Origin of the sequence: Desulfosporosinus sp. FKA (assembly GCF_002196785.1) — a bacterium.
Lineage (GTDB): Bacteria > Bacillota > Desulfitobacteriia > Desulfitobacteriales > Desulfitobacteriaceae > Desulfosporosinus > Desulfosporosinus acididurans.
On sequence record NZ_NAHZ01000033.1, the window covers coordinates 149,980 to 167,741 of the forward strand.

A 17,762-nucleotide genomic window follows, 5' to 3' on the forward strand; every position below is an offset into this window, starting at 1 on the left:
ATATTTGGAACTTTGACCATCCTGTGATACTATTAAACACAGAAAAGGGGTGGATTATGGAAGAGTTAGAATCCAAGAAAAGCACGACTCGCTTTTTTGTAGAATTACTAGAAATAGTCCTTATTGCCTTCGCCCTTTCCTGGGTGTTGCGGACTTATGTTGTTGAAGCACGTAAAATACCTACCGGTTCGATGCTTCCGACAATTCAGCTTCAAGACCGGGTCATTGTTGATAAGTTTTTCTTTAAGGAGTTCGGTCATTTGACCCGAGGGGATATTGTGGTTTTTAAACCGCCTGCGAGTGCCCATGCAACGGAAGATTTTATTAAACGTATTATTGGTTTGCCCGGAGATAAGATAGAGATACGTAATCACACGACATATGTCAATGATAAACCACTCTATGAACCCTATATCTTAGAAAAATCAAAAAATGATTTTGGTCCCGTAGTTGTTCCTAAGGATTCTGTATTCGTTATGGGTGATAACAGAAATAACAGTGATGATTCAAGGGTTTGGGGTTTTTTACCGATAAAAAATATTACGGGCCGTACATTGTTCCGCTATTGGCCGCTTGATCATTTTGGAGCTCTCGCCCGCTAAGGTGGGAGCTTTTTTAAATTTGCGGCATATACTAAAGTGATGAATCTTATCACCATAACTAGTGTTACTTACTAACATAATCAAGCAGAAAATTATAGTTAAACGAATACTTATGAGAGGGTGGGGGATTGTGGAAAATCACAAAATCCGTGTGATTCTAATCTTTGGCGGGCGTTCAGGGGAGCACGAAGTTTCTCTAAACTCTGCTCAATCTATTTTTAAAGCGATTGATCGCAATCGCTATGATGTTGAAACTATCGGAATTAACAAGCAAGGCCAATGGTTCTGGGGTGTTCTCCCTCAAGATATTATTAGGGAGGGGTTTTCTGGGAGCAATCAGTCTCCCCAAGTAACTCTTGTACTTGATCCATCCGATCCGCGCTTTATTGCCTTAGATGGCCGAACACTTCCTAATGAGGGTAAATTTGACTTTGTTTTTCCAGTCCTTCATGGACCCTATGGGGAAGATGGAACGCTGCAAGGACTTTTAGAAATGGCCAATGTTCCCTATGCAGGTTCAGGTGTCCTCGGGTCTTCTCTCGGCATGGACAAAGACCGCATGAAAGTGGTATTCCTGGATAAAAAACTTCCTTTAGCCAATTACCTGACATTTCTGCGTTCTGATTACTTGAAGCAGCCGGAGGCTTGGGTGTCAGCCATTGAAGCTAAAATAGGATATCCATGTTTTGTGAAACCAGCCAATTTAGGCTCCAGCGTGGGTATTTCCAAGGCCCATAACAGTTCAGAACTGATTCAAGCTTTAAACTTGGCGACGACTTATGATCGTAAAGTTGTCGTCGAAGAGAATATCGTGGGCAGAGAAATCGAAGTTGCTGTCTTAGGCAATGATGACCCGAAGGCCTCATTGCCCGGTGAAATTTTGCCGGCAGAAGAATTCTATTCTTATGAAGCAAAATATTCGGATATTGGTTCCAGTTTGAAAATACCGGCGCCTCTTCCTCAATTCATCATTGAACAATTACAGAGTATGGCCATTGAAGCGTATCGTGCAGTTGATGCAAGCGGCCTCAGCCGTGTGGATTTTTTCCTGACAGACAAGAATGAAATTATCCTCAATGAGATTAATACCTTGCCGGGATTTACTGAGATTTCAATGTACCCGAAACTTTGGGATGCAACAGGCATTCCCTACGCCAAACTGATTGATCATTTAATTACCTTGGGATTTGAACGGTTTGAGGAAAAACAAAAGAGCAAAATATCAAAAGATTAGTGAACCAAATGCTATGTGCGCCCTGCAAGCGCAACGAAGCATGGTTCATGGTATGGGAATCACGCCCACTTGTAGAAGTGGGATTCATACAATTGGATTAGTTTATAAAGCAATGGGCTGGAGCAAATGAGAAAGACGTTTGTTCCAGCCCATTATTTTTCCACTTTACTATTTAGAGTCCCTCACCGAAGCCCCGATGTTCAGCTTTAGCTGAACGAGTTCACTTAAGTTCGTGAGTACTTAACCTAAGTAAGAGGGATGATGCATATCTTAATTAGGGAGTTTGGAGTTAATGCAGGGTGCGAAAAACACCGATGACCTTGCCTAAAATCGAAACATCTTGGGAGTAGATGGGTTCCATTGCCGAGTTTTCAGGTTGAAGACGAATGAGTGTTCTTTCTTTAAAAAATCGCTTTACTGTTGCTTCGTCTCCAATTAAGGCAACGACAATTTCTCCATTGCGCGCTTCATTTTGCTGATGAACGATAATTAAGTCTCCATCTAGGATTCCAGCCTCAATCATGCTTTCCCCCTGAACTCGCAGCATAAAAACATTTTCCTGATGGACGAGGTCAGCAGGCAAGGGAAACGTTCCTTCCATATTTTCTACAGCCAAAATGGGCTGCCCTGCCGTTACGCGACCAATAATTGGAATATGAACAACTTTCCTTGAGTCGAGAGTGTCACTGGTGTCGTCTAAAATCTCGATGGCCCTTGGTTTCGTGGGATCTCTCCGAATATATCCTTTATCCTCAAGAGTTTGAAGATGCCCATGAACTGTAGAACTAGACAATAACCCAACAGCTTCGCCGATTTCTCTAACGGAAGGGGGATATCCTTTTTTGTGGATTTCTTGCTTAATAAAATCCAAGATTCTAGTTTGTCGTTCTGATAAATCTGGATACATATTTTCACTCCCTACTTATAGTTATGTATATTTTACCATTCCTTGAAACAAAGCGCAAACAAATGTTCGAAACCAGTGAATTAAAGAGGAAAGCTAGAGAAAAGGAGATGATAATTTGCGAACTAAGGTTCAGTGGAATTATTTCATAGCATTGACTCAAATTCTTTGTCTGATGGCTGCAGCCTTGGTTTTTTGGAACTTACTCCATCGTTCTCCCAGCCAAGATAAGGATATATATCCTTACTTGCTCTCGATTTCTCCTAACCTCGTGAAGGAATGTTCCCAAGAGTATCGGTCCGGCAAAGTAGTTTCCTGGGAGGATCTGCTGGCAATTCGTTCAACACTTTCTCCCCAAGAGACTCAATTCTTAATCGAACAGCTCAAAAATAAGATTTCTTTCCAAAACTTATCCTGGGGGAATATTCCTCTGCCAACAAAGAATCTAGTAACAAGACGTCGAGATATATTAGTTCACGTTCAATATCTCACGCCAGGCAGGTACAGATTCCCGGTAGTTGGAAAGACATGGTTTGAAGATAGTTTCGGTGCGGATCGTGAAGGAGGCAAACGTGTTCATGAGGGGACGGACCTTTTTGCTCCGGAGGGTACTCCGATAATCAACATTTGTGGTGGAAGAATAGAACAGCTGGGATGGAATCGCCTGGGTGGAGAACGAGTTGGAGTTCGCGGCGATGATGGAAATTATTATTATTACGCTCATTTGGCAACAATATCGTCTAAATTGGTAAAAGGAAAACGAATTGAAGCAGGTGAAGACGTTGGAACTATGGGTCATACGGGAGATGCTTTGACGACACCTGATCATCTTCATTTAGGTATTGAACTCCCAAATGGTCAGTGGATAAATCCTTATCCTTTTCTCGTTGTCTGGCAATATTGGGCTGATCAGCGAATCAACGCGGCGATTCTTAATCTTTCCAAGGATGAAAGGAATTTATTAATTTTGTCCAGAGTCGGTATTTTATGATATGATAGAAAATGACATAAATCCAATAGCCGATAACTCATAAAAATAACTAAATTCTGAGGGATTGATAAACTTGAAAACAATTGGTAAACCATGTATTTTGGAAGACCGGCTTTGCACAGATTGTGGTGAGTGTGATCGCTGCGATCTTGACCCAAGTAAAATATGTGATAATTGTTGTCAGTGTATAGACACTCTTGAAGGTGATTATGCCGAAATCGGAATTGATGATATACTAATAAATAAGGAAGATCGAAGTTCTGGGAAAAGACTCCGTAGAAAAGGCATAAACTATACTTTTAAACATCGATAAGGGTCTTAAGAAGAGAAGAGCAAAACCCCTATGTTGGAAACTCCAATATAGGGGTTCTGTTATGATACATCTAAAAAAAGAAGCGATTTTACAATATATTACAATATTCCGGAAGGTAATTATTGACTGTTTATAGAAAATAAGATTAACAATTTAGTATCCGTGTTAATAACACTTAAATTAGGATTGAGGTGGACTAAACATATGATTAATCAAATAATTGAATCTTGTCGCAGGATCAGTTTTCAGGTTAATTTATTTGAATTACTGGAAGGTCTGTCCATTTTAGTACTAATAGCAGTGATTGTTTTGCTACAGAGAAAAATTCTTAGTTATGTAAGAAAGGAAAGTATAATTGATGAGCGGATAAGAGAAACAAGCGCCAGAATTGCACGGGTGGTGGCGGAAATAGAAGAATCAAAAGAAGAAACAAAAGAAGAAATTAAAGGGCAGTCTAAAGAAGAGACGTGCCAAGCGGAGAACTCTGCAACAGACCTCGTTTCCAGTAAACAAGAAACCGATAATAATGTTCCTAAAGGAAAGAAGACTCGAGCAATGTCAATGGAAGAACGATGGGCGGAGTTTGAAAAGAAAAGAGCGATACGCACTACAGCGTGATGATGTAGCCACACCTAAAAAGGTAGTCATTAACATAAAACCAACATTATGAATATGCTATTACTGAGTCAAGCCATTTCAAAATGATACGATCGTAATGATTGGGGGGTGGAAAATGCCAACTCTGGGTCTTGTATGGACGTGGCCATACTGGCTTAATTATTGGGGAGGACCATATGGCGGCGCTTTCGGGTGCGGGTGTTATCCAGGCTTAGGGCGGAGGTGGTGGTAATCACTTTTTTACTGACCTTTCTCATCTCAAATTTACAGCTCTTAAAATCATAAATCTGCAGATTTAATCTTATCTTTATGGTATCAATATACACTAGTAGATTGATGCCATATTTAATGTCCGGTATCTTCCGAGGCACTTAATTGCATCCGACGATGTTATAAACCAATGTAAAATGTAATCGGAAGTAAACTATACATAGGAATACTGGATAAATTGTCCTAGGAATATTGAAAGTCAGATAACTTTCTTGGCCCTTCCAGAAACTCTTTGGCGATAAATAATGTTCCGTCGTCCTTAGTTTTGACACTCCATTTGACAAGTGCTATTGATCCATCATTGATTTCGATTCCTGTGATACTTCGCGGATGGACACAGCTCCCGTCATTAAAATAGGGGGGGGCGCCTACATCCGGGAACATAGGTCTATGAGTATGCCCGGCAATGAGCAGATGTTTATTTACCTTTACCCATTCAATCAGTACTTGATCCACATCTTCTTTTTTTTCATAATTTTTTGCTGTACTTGTAGGGTCATTCATACCGAATAATTCGAGGTGTTTCCATAAATATCTGACGAGAAATCTTGATAATCTCCAAAGCTCATAATCCATAATATTTACTTGGTGTCCATGAATTAAGAGGATCTTCTGATTTGTTTCTTGATATCTTAAAATTAACCCCTCATGTAGTTTTAGATCCTTAAATAAGGGGATAAACCTTTTTTCTTGTTCATCAAAGTATTGATATAAGTTATTGAATACATAATTCTCGGATTGTTTAACGATATCGTGATTCCCCCAGATCATATAGAGCCGGCCTTCATTGTAAAATTTAGAGAGGAGCAGAAAAGTATCATTATGTATATTAATGATATCGGTTAGTTTATTATTTTTCCAGAGTTCATCACCATCACCAACTTCGATGTAGGTATAGTTTTCATGGTAGTAATGGTTTAAGGCTGCGTAATAAACATTTTGGTTTTTGGAAAAATCATCAGCCCAACTTCCGTCTCCTCTATGGATGTCACTCATTAGGATAATTTTTGAGGAGTTGTCAAACAGAATCTCTTTCGCAGTTTGAAATATCATTGAAATACGTTCTAACTTATCCATGTCAGCCTCCTCGTTAACCTAATCAAAACAATACCCAAGCAACAGCTGGTTATAATCTAATATATTGGCTGCAGGCAAAAAGGGTGCACTTTAAGTGCACCCTTTTTGCTGAGAATTATTCGTATTAAAAAAATTTATCTGGAACGTAAAAGTGATTAACACTTACTCTTCTGACGCTGGAAATATAACCTTAAGAGCTGAAAAAAAGATGGCGATGGACAATCATATCTAGAGTTAAGTTATGGGATAATGATAAAATGATTATCAAAGAGGTATAAAAATGGAGGTGATATTACTTGGACGAGCATGTTGAGGAAATAAAACCTATAAGCAGCATCCGCCCGGCTCGAAAGATCGGGTTTGCCGATTCTCGTAAAGGGCGGCGGGAAACGATGTATCACTTTGACAGAAAGAACGTTCAAAAGAGAATGGAACCCAAAGCATCTTCCTTGAAAAAGGTGCCAACCCACAACGAAACCTGCGCTAATAACTTTGCATCGATTTCGGAAGAGATCATGGATATCAAGAAGCGTTTGCCTTTCGACAGAGCTAAAATTATCCCAGAGGAGTAATTTGTTACCCTTAAGACTCGCCTCTAAACTTAAATGAGCATCGGAAGTATTTGAACTTTTGGTTGTAAGCAGAGATTTAAGAATGACTTAATTTCTCCCAGTCATCTAAAGACATCGATTCCCAATAGCCGCAGCTTCTGCATAGCACAATTTCTTGCTCGTTAATATAGGTGTAATAATACTTTTTACTGTTGCATTTTGGACATCGTAATACCATGTTGAAAACTCCTTAAAAATACTAAGATTTGAAAGACAGTTTTCCGTTTTTCGAATATGCCAGTTGACCATTGACAAATGTATAGATGATCTTGGATTTAAGATTAAATGGATCTCCGTCAAAGACAACCAAATCAGCATCGCAGCCAATTTTAACAGCTCCGATTTGCTGACCGCATTCTAAAATTTCTGCGGGATTCGAAGTAAGAGCACACAGCGCTTCGGAAGGCTTCAGCCCTTCAGCGATACTCAATGCGGCAATAGTACGCAATTGGTCTATAGAATTATAGGGATGATCAGTGATTAGAGCTACTTTTATGCCGGCATTTACCAGATTAATGGCAGTCTTGTAATTTCGGCTTTTTAATTCCATCTTAATTCGCGGTGTTAACATGGGACCAAAAGCTACCGGTATTTTGCGTTCTTTAAGATAGTCTTCGACCAAATCGGCTTCGGTTCCATGTTCAATGACGAGTTTGTGAATTTTGAATTCTTCAGCAATACGTATTGCGGTAACAATGTCATCTGCTCTATGAGCGTGGGCCCTTAATGGAATGTCACCTTGTAGGACAGGAATAACTGCCTCAAGACGAAGATCTCGATATTTAATCTTGCCTTGTTGCTTTAATTCTCGATAATCTTCTGTTCGCATAAATAGTTCTCTGATTAAAGCAGCCGTTCCCATTCTCGTAACAGGGCATTTACTTTCAATGCCATAAGTACTGATTGGATTTTCGCCTAGGGCAATTTTTAAGCCAACTGGATTTTTTAGGACCATTTGATCTATGATGCGTCCCGAGGTTTTAATCGCTAAAGAGAGACCTCCTACAACGTTATTACTCCCTGGTCCTACCATAACTGTTGTAACTCCGGATTTAACTGCGTCTTTAAAAGCTACATCCAGAGGGTTGACTGCATCGATGCCTCGAAGATGGGGGGTAACCGCATTGGAGGTCTCGTTATTGTCAACTCCGATTTTTCCTGTGCATTCTTCAATAATACCTAAATGAGTATGGCAATCAATAAATCCAGGCAAGACGTATTGCTCTTGAACATCAATTATTGAAGAACAACCAGCAGAAGAAAGATCCTCTTCCAGAGATATAATCTTACCCATCTCGATTAGAATGTCCTTATGTACAGTCCTTCCATCTTGTTCGAAAAGCAGACAATGTTTAAGAAGCAGTGAGTCCAAAAGATCTTTCCCCCTTTCGTAGTTTTAGTTTGTCATAATCATTGGGAGATTATGAACTTATCCAGATAAAATTAAGCTTTAAACTCAAAAGACGCTTTCAGCGTCTTTTTGCTTAACATGAATAATTTAGGGTTCACTCGCTCTCAAAATCTGACTTGTCGGTGTTTACTTCTTCATTGATTACTTCGATCTCTTCAATCTCATCCTCGGCGGGCACTTCTTCATGGTTTTCTTTTATTCGTGTATTGGGCAAACCGCAATTGGGACAAAAATAGACTAAAACTGGATGATCTCGATTTATAACCTCTTCAATGCTTATGTTTAAAGCATAAGCTGTTGTGATAAACCATTGATCCTGATTGTTTTTTTTATCGCAATGGACACATCGAATCTCTTCTGTCATTCTTATCCCCCCTTAATTCAATTTATGGATTTAAGTGAACAAGGTTCCTGAAATCGTACACTGCCCATTTAAAACAGAAGATGGGCAGAAAGAAGGTATGAATTATTGCGAAAATGAGAAGATAATAAAAATACCAGAAAGGAACTAAGGGAATGAAAGCAATCACATTTCAAGGAGTCAATCATGTCGAGGTTAAAAATGTTGAAGATTCTACAATTATGAAGGCCGATGACATTATAATTAAAGTTACTTCTACAACTATTTGTGGTTCGGATTTACATCTTTTGCATGGAAGTATCCCTAAAATGCCTAAAGGATTTATTATTGGTCACGAAGCTATGGGTGTTGTTGAAGAATGGTCAATACATGCCCCGGCAGTTCGCCGGGGCTAACTTTTTCGGAGGATGATGATTCACAAAAGTATTCACACATTACGTCGTTTCAGGCAAATATTTTGCGAATTATGTAACGAATGCAGGATATCTGTTGTTAGAAGTAGAATTATATGAATTAATAATATAAATTAGAGAAGTGTGAAAATAATCCGGCCGTTTTTATGATTACTCCGGTTTAATTCATAAATGTTCGCCCAAAAATCACGTAAAAGGGGAATAACCTAGTTTAACGAGGGGGAAACAAAATCATGAATTCCATTTTTTTTGTAGCTTTGACGCCTGATATGGCTCAAGTTGCGGGACAGGTGATGCATGAGCTCAATTTATCGTTTCCTATCGAGGTGGTAAGCTTTGATCGAGGTTCAGAGGTAGTTAGAGCCAATCCTCAAGCGGATGTTATGATCAGCAGAGGCCTTATGGTTGATATGTTAAAAGAGCATACCGATAAGCCTGTTGTTGGGCTGACCATGACTATTGCTGAGATGTTGGAAGCAGTTCAGCGTTTGATTGTCGGTGGAGCGGCAAAAGTGGGTGTGGTGGCTCATAAAGGATTTTTAGATGATATGGATGATTCAGACTTCGTTGTCGGTGAAACGACAATATATGTTAGGCCATGGACTACCCTTAAGGAAATTCCTGAAATATTGGAACAATTAAGCAAAATTGGTGTTAAGGCTATTACCGGGGACAAAGGCGGCTATACGGCAGCTAAGGAACAGGGCGGATACATGTTGGACCTCCTTGAATCGGGTCAATTGGCAGTAAAGCGTGCTATAACCGAGGCGTTAAAAATAGCGCAAGTCTCAGAGCGAGAGCGAGAAAAAACGCAACGCTACGAGCAGGTGTTAACAGAACTTTATTCGGAACTGGAACAATCAGCTGCTTTTGTCGAGGAATTAGCGGCTTCTTCTGAGGAACTAGCCGCTTCAAGCGAAGAATCCTTTAATATCGCCCAAATTGCCACTCAAGAGGTTAATGGTATTTCAGAAATATTACAAGTAATTCGCAGGGTGGCTCAGCAAACGAACTTATTGGGACTCAATGCGGCAATTGAGGCTGCTCGTGTAGGGGAACATGGACGAGGTTTTTCGGTGGTGGCTGAGGAAGTACGCAAACTGGCCGTGGAGAGCAATAAGTCGGTTAAGGATATTGATGAGATGCTTAAAAGATTTCGTGATTCAGTCATTAGTGTGCAAAAAAATGTTGAGCAGAGTAATGTGATAACTAAAGAGCAAGCAACTGCCACTCAAGATTTGTCCCAGAAATTAGAGAGTCTTAAATTGGTAGGGGAAAAGTTAACCTCCGTGTCAAATTAATTGGAGAAGTGAAACAACAAAATTCATTGTAAGCAAAAGTCCGGTATATTGCCGGACTTTTGCTTACAATGAATTTGTCTAAGGGTTTAGTTAAAAATCTATAATTGTTTGGTCACTTAGTTTTTCAGGTGTGAGAAATGAAAAAATTTAATGTATATTTAAGCGAACTATCAGCTCTCCAGAGCTGAGTTTTCAAACACCTTTCGAAAATGATAACCATAAATAGACAGAGTAATCGCTAAAGGGAAGACTTGAGGACGTTTCATTAGTGACCAGAAAATAAGTCTCCAATAATACCGCCTCTCTTTCTCAATAATTCCTAAGCGAATGATTGATTTTAAAAAGGCTAAAATATGATTAAAACTTAAAGGGCCTGTGGTGGAGGCGATGGGTTTGTATTCTTTCAGAAACACAAGGATTCTTTCATAATAACGATTCGGAGAATAGATAGTGTTGACAATTCTTTGATATCCTTTGACCAGAGTTTCTCGATCCATCTTGGGAATAAAATTCATACTAAAATCTGTATTATCTCCTGTAAACCCTTTTAATAATCTGCCTTCACCAGCTAAACGCTGATACAATTTAGTTCCGTTAGGAGCGTTTAACAACCCAACCATAGCAGCAGCGATCCCACTTTGCTGGATAAAATCAATAAGGCTATCGAAGATCGAACTATTGTCATTGTCGAAACCAACAATGAAGCCGCCATGAACTTGTAGACCAGAGTGCTGAATTTTCTTTACACTTGAAATTAAATCTCTGTTTTTGTTTTGTACTTTGTTACACTCGGCTAAACTGCTTTCATTTGGAGATTCGATGCCTATAAATACGGTATTAAAACCGGCTTTAACCATCATTTCCATTAGGGTGTCGTCATCGGCAAGGTTGATTGAGGTTTCAGTTAAAAAGGCAAACGGATAATTCTTTTCCCTCATCCAGTTAATTAGAGCTGGGAGAATATCCTTCATAAGCTTTCGCTTATTGCCAATAAAATTATCATCGACAAAAAAAACTCCGCCACGCCAACCTGATTCATAAAGGGCGTTTAACTCCCTAATTAATTGCGGGGCGTCCTTTGTTCGGGGTATGTGTCCAAATAAGCTGGTTACATTACAAAAATCGCAGTTAAAAGGACATCCGCGTGAATATTGAATGTTCATCGTTGAATACCTTTTTTGATCGATAAGTTTCCATATAGGTACAGGGGTATCACGCAGGTCTGCCCATTGATCAGACGTATAAATATGTTGTGCTTTATTCTCATTAAGGTCATGGATAAATTTCGGTATGGTAAGTTCACCTTCATTTAATAAAAGATGATCAACATCATCATAGATTTCAGGTTCAGCGGTAAAGAGAGGTCCGCCAGCGACTGTTTTTATACCGAGAGCTTTGCAGCGATCAATCACTTCTCTCGTTGATTCTCTCTGAACGGCCATGGCACTAAGCATTACGTAATCAGCCCACAATAAATCTTTATCTTTGAGTGTGGTTACATTCATGTCAATCAAGCGCTTTTCATCATCGTCTGGAAACATGGCAGCAACAGTAGCCAGTCCAAGAGGCGGAAAGCTAGCCTTCTTTGATACAAATTTCAAGGCATACTGAAATCCCCAATATGTAACTGGGTATTGTGGGTAAACAAAGAGTATTCTCATAGCTAACTCCCTTCTGTTAAGTAAAATTTATTTGGTAAATAATCTATGAAATTCGCTGCTTTATTTTTTTATGATTATAAACCTAATTAAAACGAAATGCAAAAAAATGGTACAGATTAAATATATTGTTTAATTATCCCGTATTATGGTAAATGAGATTTGGAATTTTGATTCTTGGGGGTGTCTATTTGAACTATGGTATGGGGAATACTAATGAATAATAGTGAATCTGTGACTTTTTTTAAATTCCGCTAAGGGAATTTTATAAGATGTGGTATAGTATAGTTTGGTCGATTAAGATGAACTAAGACAGATTGGCGGAGAAAATATGATTGACTTTAAAGATGTAGATTTAGACGACAAAAAATGGATGGAACCACTTCTTACTGCAGCTGATTTGAGTGGATGCCATCAGAACTTTACCAATATATTTGCCTGGTCAAAGATCTATCACTATCGTGTTGCCCAGGTAGATGGTTTTTTGGTGGTCAAAGGAGTTATGGATGATGTACCCTATTATTTTTACCCTGCTGGGTCAGGAAATCTTATGATTGTATTGGAGGCTATGAAGCAAGATGCTGTCTCCTGCGGACATGAATTTGTTTTAGCCGGGCTTTCACCTGAAAATATAAAACAGCTAAATTCCTTGTATCCGGAGCACTTTGAATATCGTGAGATGCGCGATAGTTTCGATTATGTTTATTTTTTAGACAAGCTTGTTTCTCTTGCGGGCAATTCTCTTCACTCAAAACGAAATTATATTAACCGATTCAAGAAGGAAAATCAGGACTGGGCTTTTGAAAAAATCACCTTAGATAACCTTTCTGATTGTTGGGAAATGAATAAAGAATGGTGTAAAATTAATCCCTGCGATGAAGGAAGTATTGCTGAGGAAAACTGCGCTGTCCGCCGTTGCTTCAATAATTTTGCCGAACTAGGTATAGAGGGCGGACTGATTCGGTTAGAAGGCAAAGTAATCGCCTATACAATGGGGGAAAAACTAAATTCGGATACGTATGTTATTCATGTTGAAAAAGCATTTGGTTACATTCCGGGGGCTTATCAAATGATAAATCGTGAGTTTACGGCAACTATTAAGGAGAAGTACCCTGATCTAGTGTATGTAAATCGTGAGGAAGATATGGGTGTTGAAGGGTTAAGAAAAGCAAAACTGTCTTATCATCCGGACAAAATGGAAGAAAAACATCTGGGTACTTATTTTGAAGGGTAAATAATTTTATAGACAGTCAGGTGGAGATTAAAGTTCAATGCATGAAATGCGGTTGGCTGAAATAGGTGAGGAAAAACAACAAAAAGAAATATGGAAACTTTGTTTTGGTGATCCTGAGCGTTATATCAATTTCTTTTTTGCCCATAGGTATAAGGCAGATGAAACAGCTGTTTTGCTTAATGACAGGCAAATATTAGCAATGCTCACAATGATGCCGGTTAAAACCGTGATTTCTGAACATTGTAGTTATAGTACCGCTATGCTCTATGCTATTGCTACAGTCCCGGAATACCAGAATCAAGGTCTGGCTTCTAAGTTAATTGACTACAGCTGCCAATATCTTAAACCGTCTAAAGCCGAGGTTTTCGTGCTGGTTCCGGCAAGTCTGAAACTATTTGACTTTTACCGTAAACTGGGGTTCCGTAATGGATTCTATATTAAGGAGACTCAACTTAATTACAGCAGTGTAGCTGCCTTACCGGTTTATCAACAGGGCGAGTGTCGAATTTACCCTATCACACCTGAGGATTATAATCGTCGCAGGAATCATCAACTTCAGGGTAGTTCCTATATTTCTTACTCAGATGAGGACATTGTTTACCAAAAAAAACTGTCTCAACTTTCCGGAGCAGACATTTATGCCATAGATATTGAAAAAATTGCGGGATGCTTAGCGGTTGAAAGACTAAGTCCTCAGAAGGTACTAATCAAAGAGATTTTAATTCCGGCAGATTTAATGGTCCCAGCTATTAAACAGATAGTTCAGGAAATACCGGCAGATGAATATGTTCTGCGTACCCATCCTCGTTTTGGCAAGTATTTAGAGGGAATTGTGCGTCCTTTTGGAATGATTAAGGCACCTGAGGAATTTGAAGGGACTAATTCTCAGGAGAATTTTGGATATCTGGGCTTAGCCTTTGATTAGATAAAAACGCCCCACCAGTCAAAATGGTTGGGGCGTTTTTTATGGTTATTCTAAAACCTCCTTCCAAATTGCGGGTGGAGGTTTTTTGTATTAATAAATATTAGTTGAAAATTATTTTAAATTGAACGAAGGAATTTATCTCTTTTTGGCGAATATTTAAATAATAAGGGGAATATAGAGAGCGAATGGTTATAAAGAGGGGGCGATGAGCTTGGAAGAGAAAGAAAGCTATTACCAATGGGCGCTGAAGAAAGGAATTTCACGCCGTAATTTTCTTAAATTTTGTACAGCTATGGGGGCAATGTTAGGCTTAGAAGCATCAGCTTTACCAAAGATTGTCAATGCCATGGAGACAAAACCGCGTATTCCGGTCATTTACCTTAATTTGCAAGAATGTACCTGTTGCTCGGAATCATTTATTCGTTCCGGACATCCCTTAGTGGCAGATCTGATTTTGAACATGATTTCTCTTGATTATATGGAAGTTCTTCAGGCTGCCGCAGGGGATCAAGCCGAAGCAGCTAAGCAGAAAACTATGAAAGATTTCTTCGGCAAATACTTGCTTGTTGTCGAAGGCAGTGTAGCCACCGGTGATGGAGGAGTCTACTGCACCATTGGGGGGAAAACGACCCAGAGCGTCTTAGAGGAAGCTGCCGAAGGTGCTCTTGCCGTTGTAGCCTATGGCTCTTGCGCTGTGAATGCCTGTGTTCAAGGATCAGCACCTAATCCGACTAATGCTGTCCCCGTTAAAGAAATTATTACCAACAAGCCAGTAATTAATGTTCCTGGTTGTCCGCCGATCGCCGAAGTCATTACAGGTACGATTGTTTATTATTTAACCTTCGGTACGCTGCCTGAATTGACCAATCAAGGCCGTCCCAAAGCTTTTTATCAACACCGAATCCATGATAATTGCAACCGCCGGGCTTTTTTTGACGCCGGTCAGTTTGTAGAATCCTTTGATGATGAAGGGGCTAAGCAAGGTTGGTGCCTCTATAAAATGGGCTGCAAAGGTCCGACAACTTATAATGCCTGTGCGATTACCCAATGGAATGATGGCCTTAGCTATCCCATTAAATCTGGCCATCCCTGTTTGGGCTGTTCAGAAGATCATTTCTTTGATAAGGGACCTTTCTACACTCATCTCGCGGATGTACCCAACCATGTGATTGGAAAGAACCCTGATCAAATAGGTCTTATTGGCTTAGGAGTTGCCGGTGCTGCTGCTGGCGCCCATGCTTTGGCTACAGCAGCCGGCAAGGCAGGCAAAACTTCCACACATAATTCTCCTAAAGATAAATCTGGTAATTAACGTTAGTTGACTCGAAATCTATTGAGGGAAAAAAACTGATTTAGAGAGGGATTGTAGATGGCCAAAAGAATAGTCATTGACCCTATTACACGTATTGAAGGACATTTGAGAATTGAAGTTAATCTTGATGGCACAAAAATTACAGATGCCTTAAGCTCTGGAACAATTTTTCGCGGAATTGAGAAAATAGTCGTAAACCGCGATCCCCGAGATGTCTGGGCTTTCGTTCAAAGAATCTGTGGTGTATGCACGCATATTCATGCTTTGACATCCCTCAGGGCAGTCGAAGATGCATTAAGTATCAAAATACCCAAAAATGCTAACCTTATCCGCAACATAATGACTGCTGCTCTTCATTTACATGATCATATCGTACATTTTTATCATCTCCACGGCTTCGATTGGATTGATGTTGTCAGCGCCCTAAAAGCCGATCCGGCACAAACATCGGCTCTTGCCGCTTCAATCTCTAATTGGCCCTTGTCATCGCCGGGATATTTTAAGGACGTTCAACAGAAAATTAAAACCTTTGTAGAAAGCGGACAGCTTGGGATATTTGCAAATGCTTACTGGGGACATCCGGCATACAAGCTTCCGCCTGAAGCTAATTTAATGGGGGTTGCGCACTATCTCCAAGCATTAGAATGGCAAAAGGAAATTGTTAAAATCCATACTATTTTCGGCGGAAAGAATCCTCATCCCAACTATGCCGTCGGCGGAATGGCCTGTGCTATTAACTTAAACGACAATGACGTTATAAATATGGAACGATTAAATCTTGTTAAATCTAAGATTGATGAAGCTCGGACTTTTGTAGATCAAGTCCTTATGCCGGACATCCTGGCCATCGCCGGTTTTTATAAAAACGAGCTTTGGGGAGGCGGAGTGAGTAATTATTTGGCATATGGCGGGCTTCCCGCGACAGATATCAATGACCCGGATCACTTCCTCTTTCCGCGTGGCGTTATTTTGAATCGCGATCTCAGCAAAGTCTATGATGTTGACCTCAAAGATCCTAACCAAATCCAAGAATTTGTATCTCATTCCTGGTATAAGTATGATGACAAAACTATTGGGCTCCATCCTTGGAATGGCGAAACAAACCCTTCGTATGATGGACCTAAACCGCCCTATGCTAACCTTGATGAAAACAAATCCTATAGTTGGATTAAAGCTCCCCGCTGGAAAGGACAAGCCATGGAAGTTGGTCCCTTAGCCCGATTTGTTATAGGCTATGCCAAAGGAAACCAGGAAATGAAAGGTCTGGTTGATGAAGCACTACGCAAACTCGATTTACCAATTAGCGCTTTATTCTCAACTCTTGGCCGCACCTTGGCTCGTGCTCTGGAATCTAAATATTGTGTGGATCATCTGGCCGGGTTTTACAATGAGCTTATTGCCAATATCAAAGCCGGTGACTCTGTAACCTTTAACTCCGAAAAATGGGAACCTCAGACGTGGCCTAAGGAAGCTCAGGGGATTGGTTTTTCTGAGGCCCCCAGAGGAGCCCTCGGCCATTGGGTACGTATCAAAGATGGTAAGGTCAGCAATTACCAAGCAGTCGTACCCACAACTTGGAACGCTTCTCCGCGTGACCTTAAGGGACAAAAAGGGGCTTATGAAGCCTCTCTCCTTGATACCCCCATGGCTATAGAAAATCAGCCCCTCGAGATTTTAAGAACTATTCACTCCTTTGATCCCTGTTTGGCTTGTTCCACGCATATTCTCAACAAGAACGGGCAGGAAATGCTAAGAGTAAGATCACGTTAAGGGGGGAGAGTTGATGACTCAGAAAGAACAAGTTTATGTCTGGCAGATTCCCATACGTTTATTTCACTGGGTCAACGCCTTTTGCATTACGATTCTTTTCATAACAGGGATGTATATCGGGCATCCGGCGTTTACTGTCAGCGGTGAGGCTGCCGGTCATTTTCTCATGGGTACCTGTCATTATGTTCATGTAGTAACGGCATTGATTTTTACAGCTAATATGCTGTTTCGTCTCTATTGGTTTTGGGCAGGCAATGACTATGCAAAACTCCGCTTTTGGAGAAAATCATTTTGGCAAGATACCTTTAAAACCCTTAAGTATTACCTGTTTCTCTCAAAAAAATCGACGCCTCATGTAGGTCATAATTCTCTAGCCAGTTTATTGTATCTTTGTTTTATCTGGTTGGCAGGTAGTATGATGATCATCACCGGGATGGCGATGAAAAGCGGCAGTGATCCGAACGGAACCTGGTTTGCTCTATTTGGCTGGATAATTCCGGTTTTAGGTGGAGAATATAACGTTAGGATCTGGCATCATCTTCTTGCCTGGGGGTATCCACTCTTTTTGATCGGTCATCTCTATATGTTATTTCGCCAGGACATTTTGGATAAAGACGGAACTGTCTCCTCCATTATAACCGGCTATAAATTTGTTGAGACCAATAGTTGCGCCTCGCCTGACTTGGACCATTCTTCAGAGACAATTTCAGCAGGAGCTTTAGGTGCTGTCAGCTCGCAAAATAATTCCTTATAAAGG

General features: G+C 40.1%; 19 protein-coding genes. 13 read left to right on the forward strand and 6 right to left on the reverse strand.

All coding sequences use genetic code 11. The annotated features are described in order from the left end of the window. Positions 1-56 precede the first annotated feature (56 nt). A complete protein-coding gene (gene lepB / locus B5771_RS20010) occupies positions 57-602 on the forward strand; it encodes a signal peptidase I (protein WP_047808082.1) in 546 nt (181 codons plus the stop codon). A gap of 130 nt (positions 603-732) precedes the next feature. Next, positions 733-1,836 carry a D-alanine--D-alanine ligase family protein gene (locus tag B5771_RS20015; RefSeq protein ID WP_242966909.1) on the forward strand — a complete coding sequence of 368 codons (1,104 nt, stop codon included), beginning with the start codon at positions 733-735 and terminating at the stop codon, positions 1,834-1,836. A 289-nt stretch (positions 1,837-2,125) separates the two neighbouring features. Here the strand turns inward: B5771_RS20015 and lexA are convergent, their stop codons facing one another. Then, positions 2,126-2,743: a transcriptional repressor LexA gene (gene lexA, locus B5771_RS20020; protein WP_088189116.1), complete on the reverse strand. Its 618-nt coding sequence runs from the start codon at positions 2,741-2,743 to the stop codon at positions 2,126-2,128. 115 nt (positions 2,744-2,858) lie between these two features. Between lexA and B5771_RS20025 the strand changes: the two genes are divergently transcribed. The 3 genes from B5771_RS20025 to B5771_RS20035 all read left to right on the forward strand — a co-directional run bounded on the left by B5771_RS20025 (position 2,859) and on the right by B5771_RS20035 (position 4,662). After that, positions 2,859-3,731, forward strand: coding sequence for a M23 family metallopeptidase (locus B5771_RS20025; RefSeq protein ID WP_242966910.1), 873 nt, complete (start codon positions 2,859-2,861; stop codon positions 3,729-3,731). A gap of 73 nt (positions 3,732-3,804) precedes the next feature. Next, positions 3,805-4,044 carry a hypothetical protein gene (locus tag B5771_RS24850; RefSeq protein ID WP_088189117.1) on the forward strand — a complete coding sequence of 80 codons (240 nt, stop codon included), beginning with the start codon at positions 3,805-3,807 and terminating at the stop codon, positions 4,042-4,044. A 204-nt stretch (positions 4,045-4,248) separates the two neighbouring features. After that, positions 4,249-4,662 (forward strand): hypothetical protein, encoded by a 414-nt coding sequence (locus tag B5771_RS20035; protein WP_088189118.1) that lies wholly within the window; start codon positions 4,249-4,251, stop codon positions 4,660-4,662. Between the two features lie 453 nt (positions 4,663-5,115). Here the strand turns inward: B5771_RS20035 and B5771_RS20040 are convergent, their stop codons facing one another. Beyond that, a complete protein-coding gene (locus B5771_RS20040) occupies positions 5,116-6,009 on the reverse strand; it encodes a metallophosphoesterase (protein ID WP_088189119.1) in 894 nt (297 codons plus the stop codon). A gap of 296 nt (positions 6,010-6,305) precedes the next feature. On the opposite strand from B5771_RS20040, the gene B5771_RS20045 reads away from it, so the two are divergent. Further along, complete coding sequence (locus B5771_RS20045; RefSeq protein ID WP_047808076.1) at positions 6,306-6,581, forward strand: hypothetical protein; 276 nt, start codon at positions 6,306-6,308, stop codon at positions 6,579-6,581. Positions 6,582-6,657: 76 nt separating this feature from the next. Here B5771_RS20045 and B5771_RS24400 read toward each other — a convergent pair whose 3' ends face one another. The 3 genes from B5771_RS24400 to B5771_RS20055 form a co-directional block, all read right to left on the reverse strand. Next, on the reverse strand, positions 6,658-6,798 hold the full coding sequence (locus B5771_RS24400; RefSeq protein ID WP_172408324.1) for a hypothetical protein: 141 nt from the start codon (positions 6,796-6,798) through the stop codon (positions 6,658-6,660). A gap of 21 nt (positions 6,799-6,819) precedes the next feature. Then, positions 6,820-7,992, reverse strand: a complete 1,173-nt coding sequence (locus B5771_RS20050) for an amidohydrolase (RefSeq protein ID WP_088189120.1) — start codon at positions 7,990-7,992, stop codon at positions 6,820-6,822. A gap of 133 nt (positions 7,993-8,125) precedes the next feature. Then, complete coding sequence (locus tag B5771_RS20055; RefSeq protein ID WP_088189121.1) at positions 8,126-8,395, reverse strand: hypothetical protein; 270 nt, start codon at positions 8,393-8,395, stop codon at positions 8,126-8,128. Positions 8,396-8,547: 152 nt separating this feature from the next. Between B5771_RS20055 and B5771_RS20060 the strand changes: the two genes are divergently transcribed. Both B5771_RS20060 and B5771_RS25130 read left to right on the forward strand, forming a co-directional pair. After that, positions 8,548-8,787: an alcohol dehydrogenase catalytic domain-containing protein gene (locus B5771_RS20060; protein WP_348982965.1), complete on the forward strand. Its 240-nt coding sequence runs from the start codon at positions 8,548-8,550 to the stop codon at positions 8,785-8,787. A 251-nt stretch (positions 8,788-9,038) separates the two neighbouring features. Then, positions 9,039-10,106: a PrpR N-terminal domain-containing protein gene (locus B5771_RS25130; protein ID WP_088189122.1), complete on the forward strand. Its 1,068-nt coding sequence runs from the start codon at positions 9,039-9,041 to the stop codon at positions 10,104-10,106. 170 nt (positions 10,107-10,276) lie between these two features. Here B5771_RS25130 and B5771_RS20070 read toward each other — a convergent pair whose 3' ends face one another. Then, positions 10,277-11,767, reverse strand: a complete 1,491-nt coding sequence (locus B5771_RS20070) for a B12-binding domain-containing radical SAM protein (protein WP_088189123.1) — start codon at positions 11,765-11,767, stop codon at positions 10,277-10,279. Between the two features lie 328 nt (positions 11,768-12,095). On the opposite strand from B5771_RS20070, the gene B5771_RS20075 reads away from it, so the two are divergent. From B5771_RS20075 to cybH, 5 genes are all read left to right on the forward strand, one after another. Next, on the forward strand, positions 12,096-12,998 hold the full coding sequence (locus B5771_RS20075; protein ID WP_088189124.1) for a phosphatidylglycerol lysyltransferase domain-containing protein: 903 nt from the start codon (positions 12,096-12,098) through the stop codon (positions 12,996-12,998). Positions 12,999-13,035: 37 nt separating this feature from the next. Beyond that, positions 13,036-13,923: a GNAT family N-acetyltransferase gene (locus B5771_RS20080; protein WP_088189125.1), complete on the forward strand. Its 888-nt coding sequence runs from the start codon at positions 13,036-13,038 to the stop codon at positions 13,921-13,923. Positions 13,924-14,134: 211 nt separating this feature from the next. Continuing rightward, positions 14,135-15,235 carry a hydrogenase small subunit gene (locus tag B5771_RS20085; RefSeq protein WP_242847037.1) on the forward strand — a complete coding sequence of 367 codons (1,101 nt, stop codon included), beginning with the start codon at positions 14,135-14,137 and terminating at the stop codon, positions 15,233-15,235. Positions 15,236-15,292: 57 nt separating this feature from the next. Then, positions 15,293-17,005 carry a nickel-dependent hydrogenase large subunit gene (locus tag B5771_RS20090; protein ID WP_047808068.1) on the forward strand — a complete coding sequence of 571 codons (1,713 nt, stop codon included), beginning with the start codon at positions 15,293-15,295 and terminating at the stop codon, positions 17,003-17,005. A 13-nt stretch (positions 17,006-17,018) separates the two neighbouring features. Beyond that, the gene (gene cybH, locus B5771_RS20095; RefSeq protein WP_088189126.1) at positions 17,019-17,759 is read left to right on the forward strand and encodes a Ni/Fe-hydrogenase, b-type cytochrome subunit; all 741 of its coding nucleotides are present in this window, start codon (positions 17,019-17,021) and stop codon (positions 17,757-17,759) included. The last annotated feature ends 3 nt before the right edge of the window (positions 17,760-17,762 follow it).

Bases quoted from the DNA above. Each gene is read 5' to 3' on its own strand.
- B5771_RS20040 (WP_088189119.1), bottom strand. From the start codon at position 6,009: ATGGATAAGTTAGAACGTATTTCAATGATATTTCAAACTGCGAAAGAG.
- B5771_RS20090 (WP_047808068.1), top strand. From the start codon at position 15,293: ATGGCCAAAAGAATAGTCATTGACCCTATTACACGTATTGAAGGACAT.
- lexA (WP_088189116.1), bottom strand. From the start codon at position 2,743: ATGTATCCAGATTTATCAGAACGACAAACTAGAATCTTGGATTTTATT.
- B5771_RS20075 (WP_088189124.1), top strand. From the start codon at position 12,096: ATGATTGACTTTAAAGATGTAGATTTAGACGACAAAAAATGGATGGAA.
- B5771_RS25130 (WP_088189122.1), top strand. From the start codon at position 9,039: ATGAATTCCATTTTTTTTGTAGCTTTGACGCCTGATATGGCTCAAGTT.
- B5771_RS20070 (WP_088189123.1), bottom strand. From the start codon at position 11,767: ATGAGAATACTCTTTGTTTACCCACAATACCCAGTTACATATTGGGGA.
- B5771_RS20035 (WP_088189118.1), top strand. From the start codon at position 4,249: ATGATTAATCAAATAATTGAATCTTGTCGCAGGATCAGTTTTCAGGTT.
- lepB (WP_047808082.1), top strand. From the start codon at position 57: ATGGAAGAGTTAGAATCCAAGAAAAGCACGACTCGCTTTTTTGTAGAA.
- B5771_RS24400 (WP_172408324.1), bottom strand. From the start codon at position 6,798: ATGGTATTACGATGTCCAAAATGCAACAGTAAAAAGTATTATTACACC.
- B5771_RS20055 (WP_088189121.1), bottom strand. From the start codon at position 8,395: ATGACAGAAGAGATTCGATGTGTCCATTGCGATAAAAAAAACAATCAG.
- cybH (WP_088189126.1), top strand. From the start codon at position 17,019: ATGACTCAGAAAGAACAAGTTTATGTCTGGCAGATTCCCATACGTTTA.
- B5771_RS20060 (WP_348982965.1), top strand. From the start codon at position 8,548: ATGAAAGCAATCACATTTCAAGGAGTCAATCATGTCGAGGTTAAAAAT.
- B5771_RS20080 (WP_088189125.1), top strand. From the start codon at position 13,036: ATGCATGAAATGCGGTTGGCTGAAATAGGTGAGGAAAAACAACAAAAA.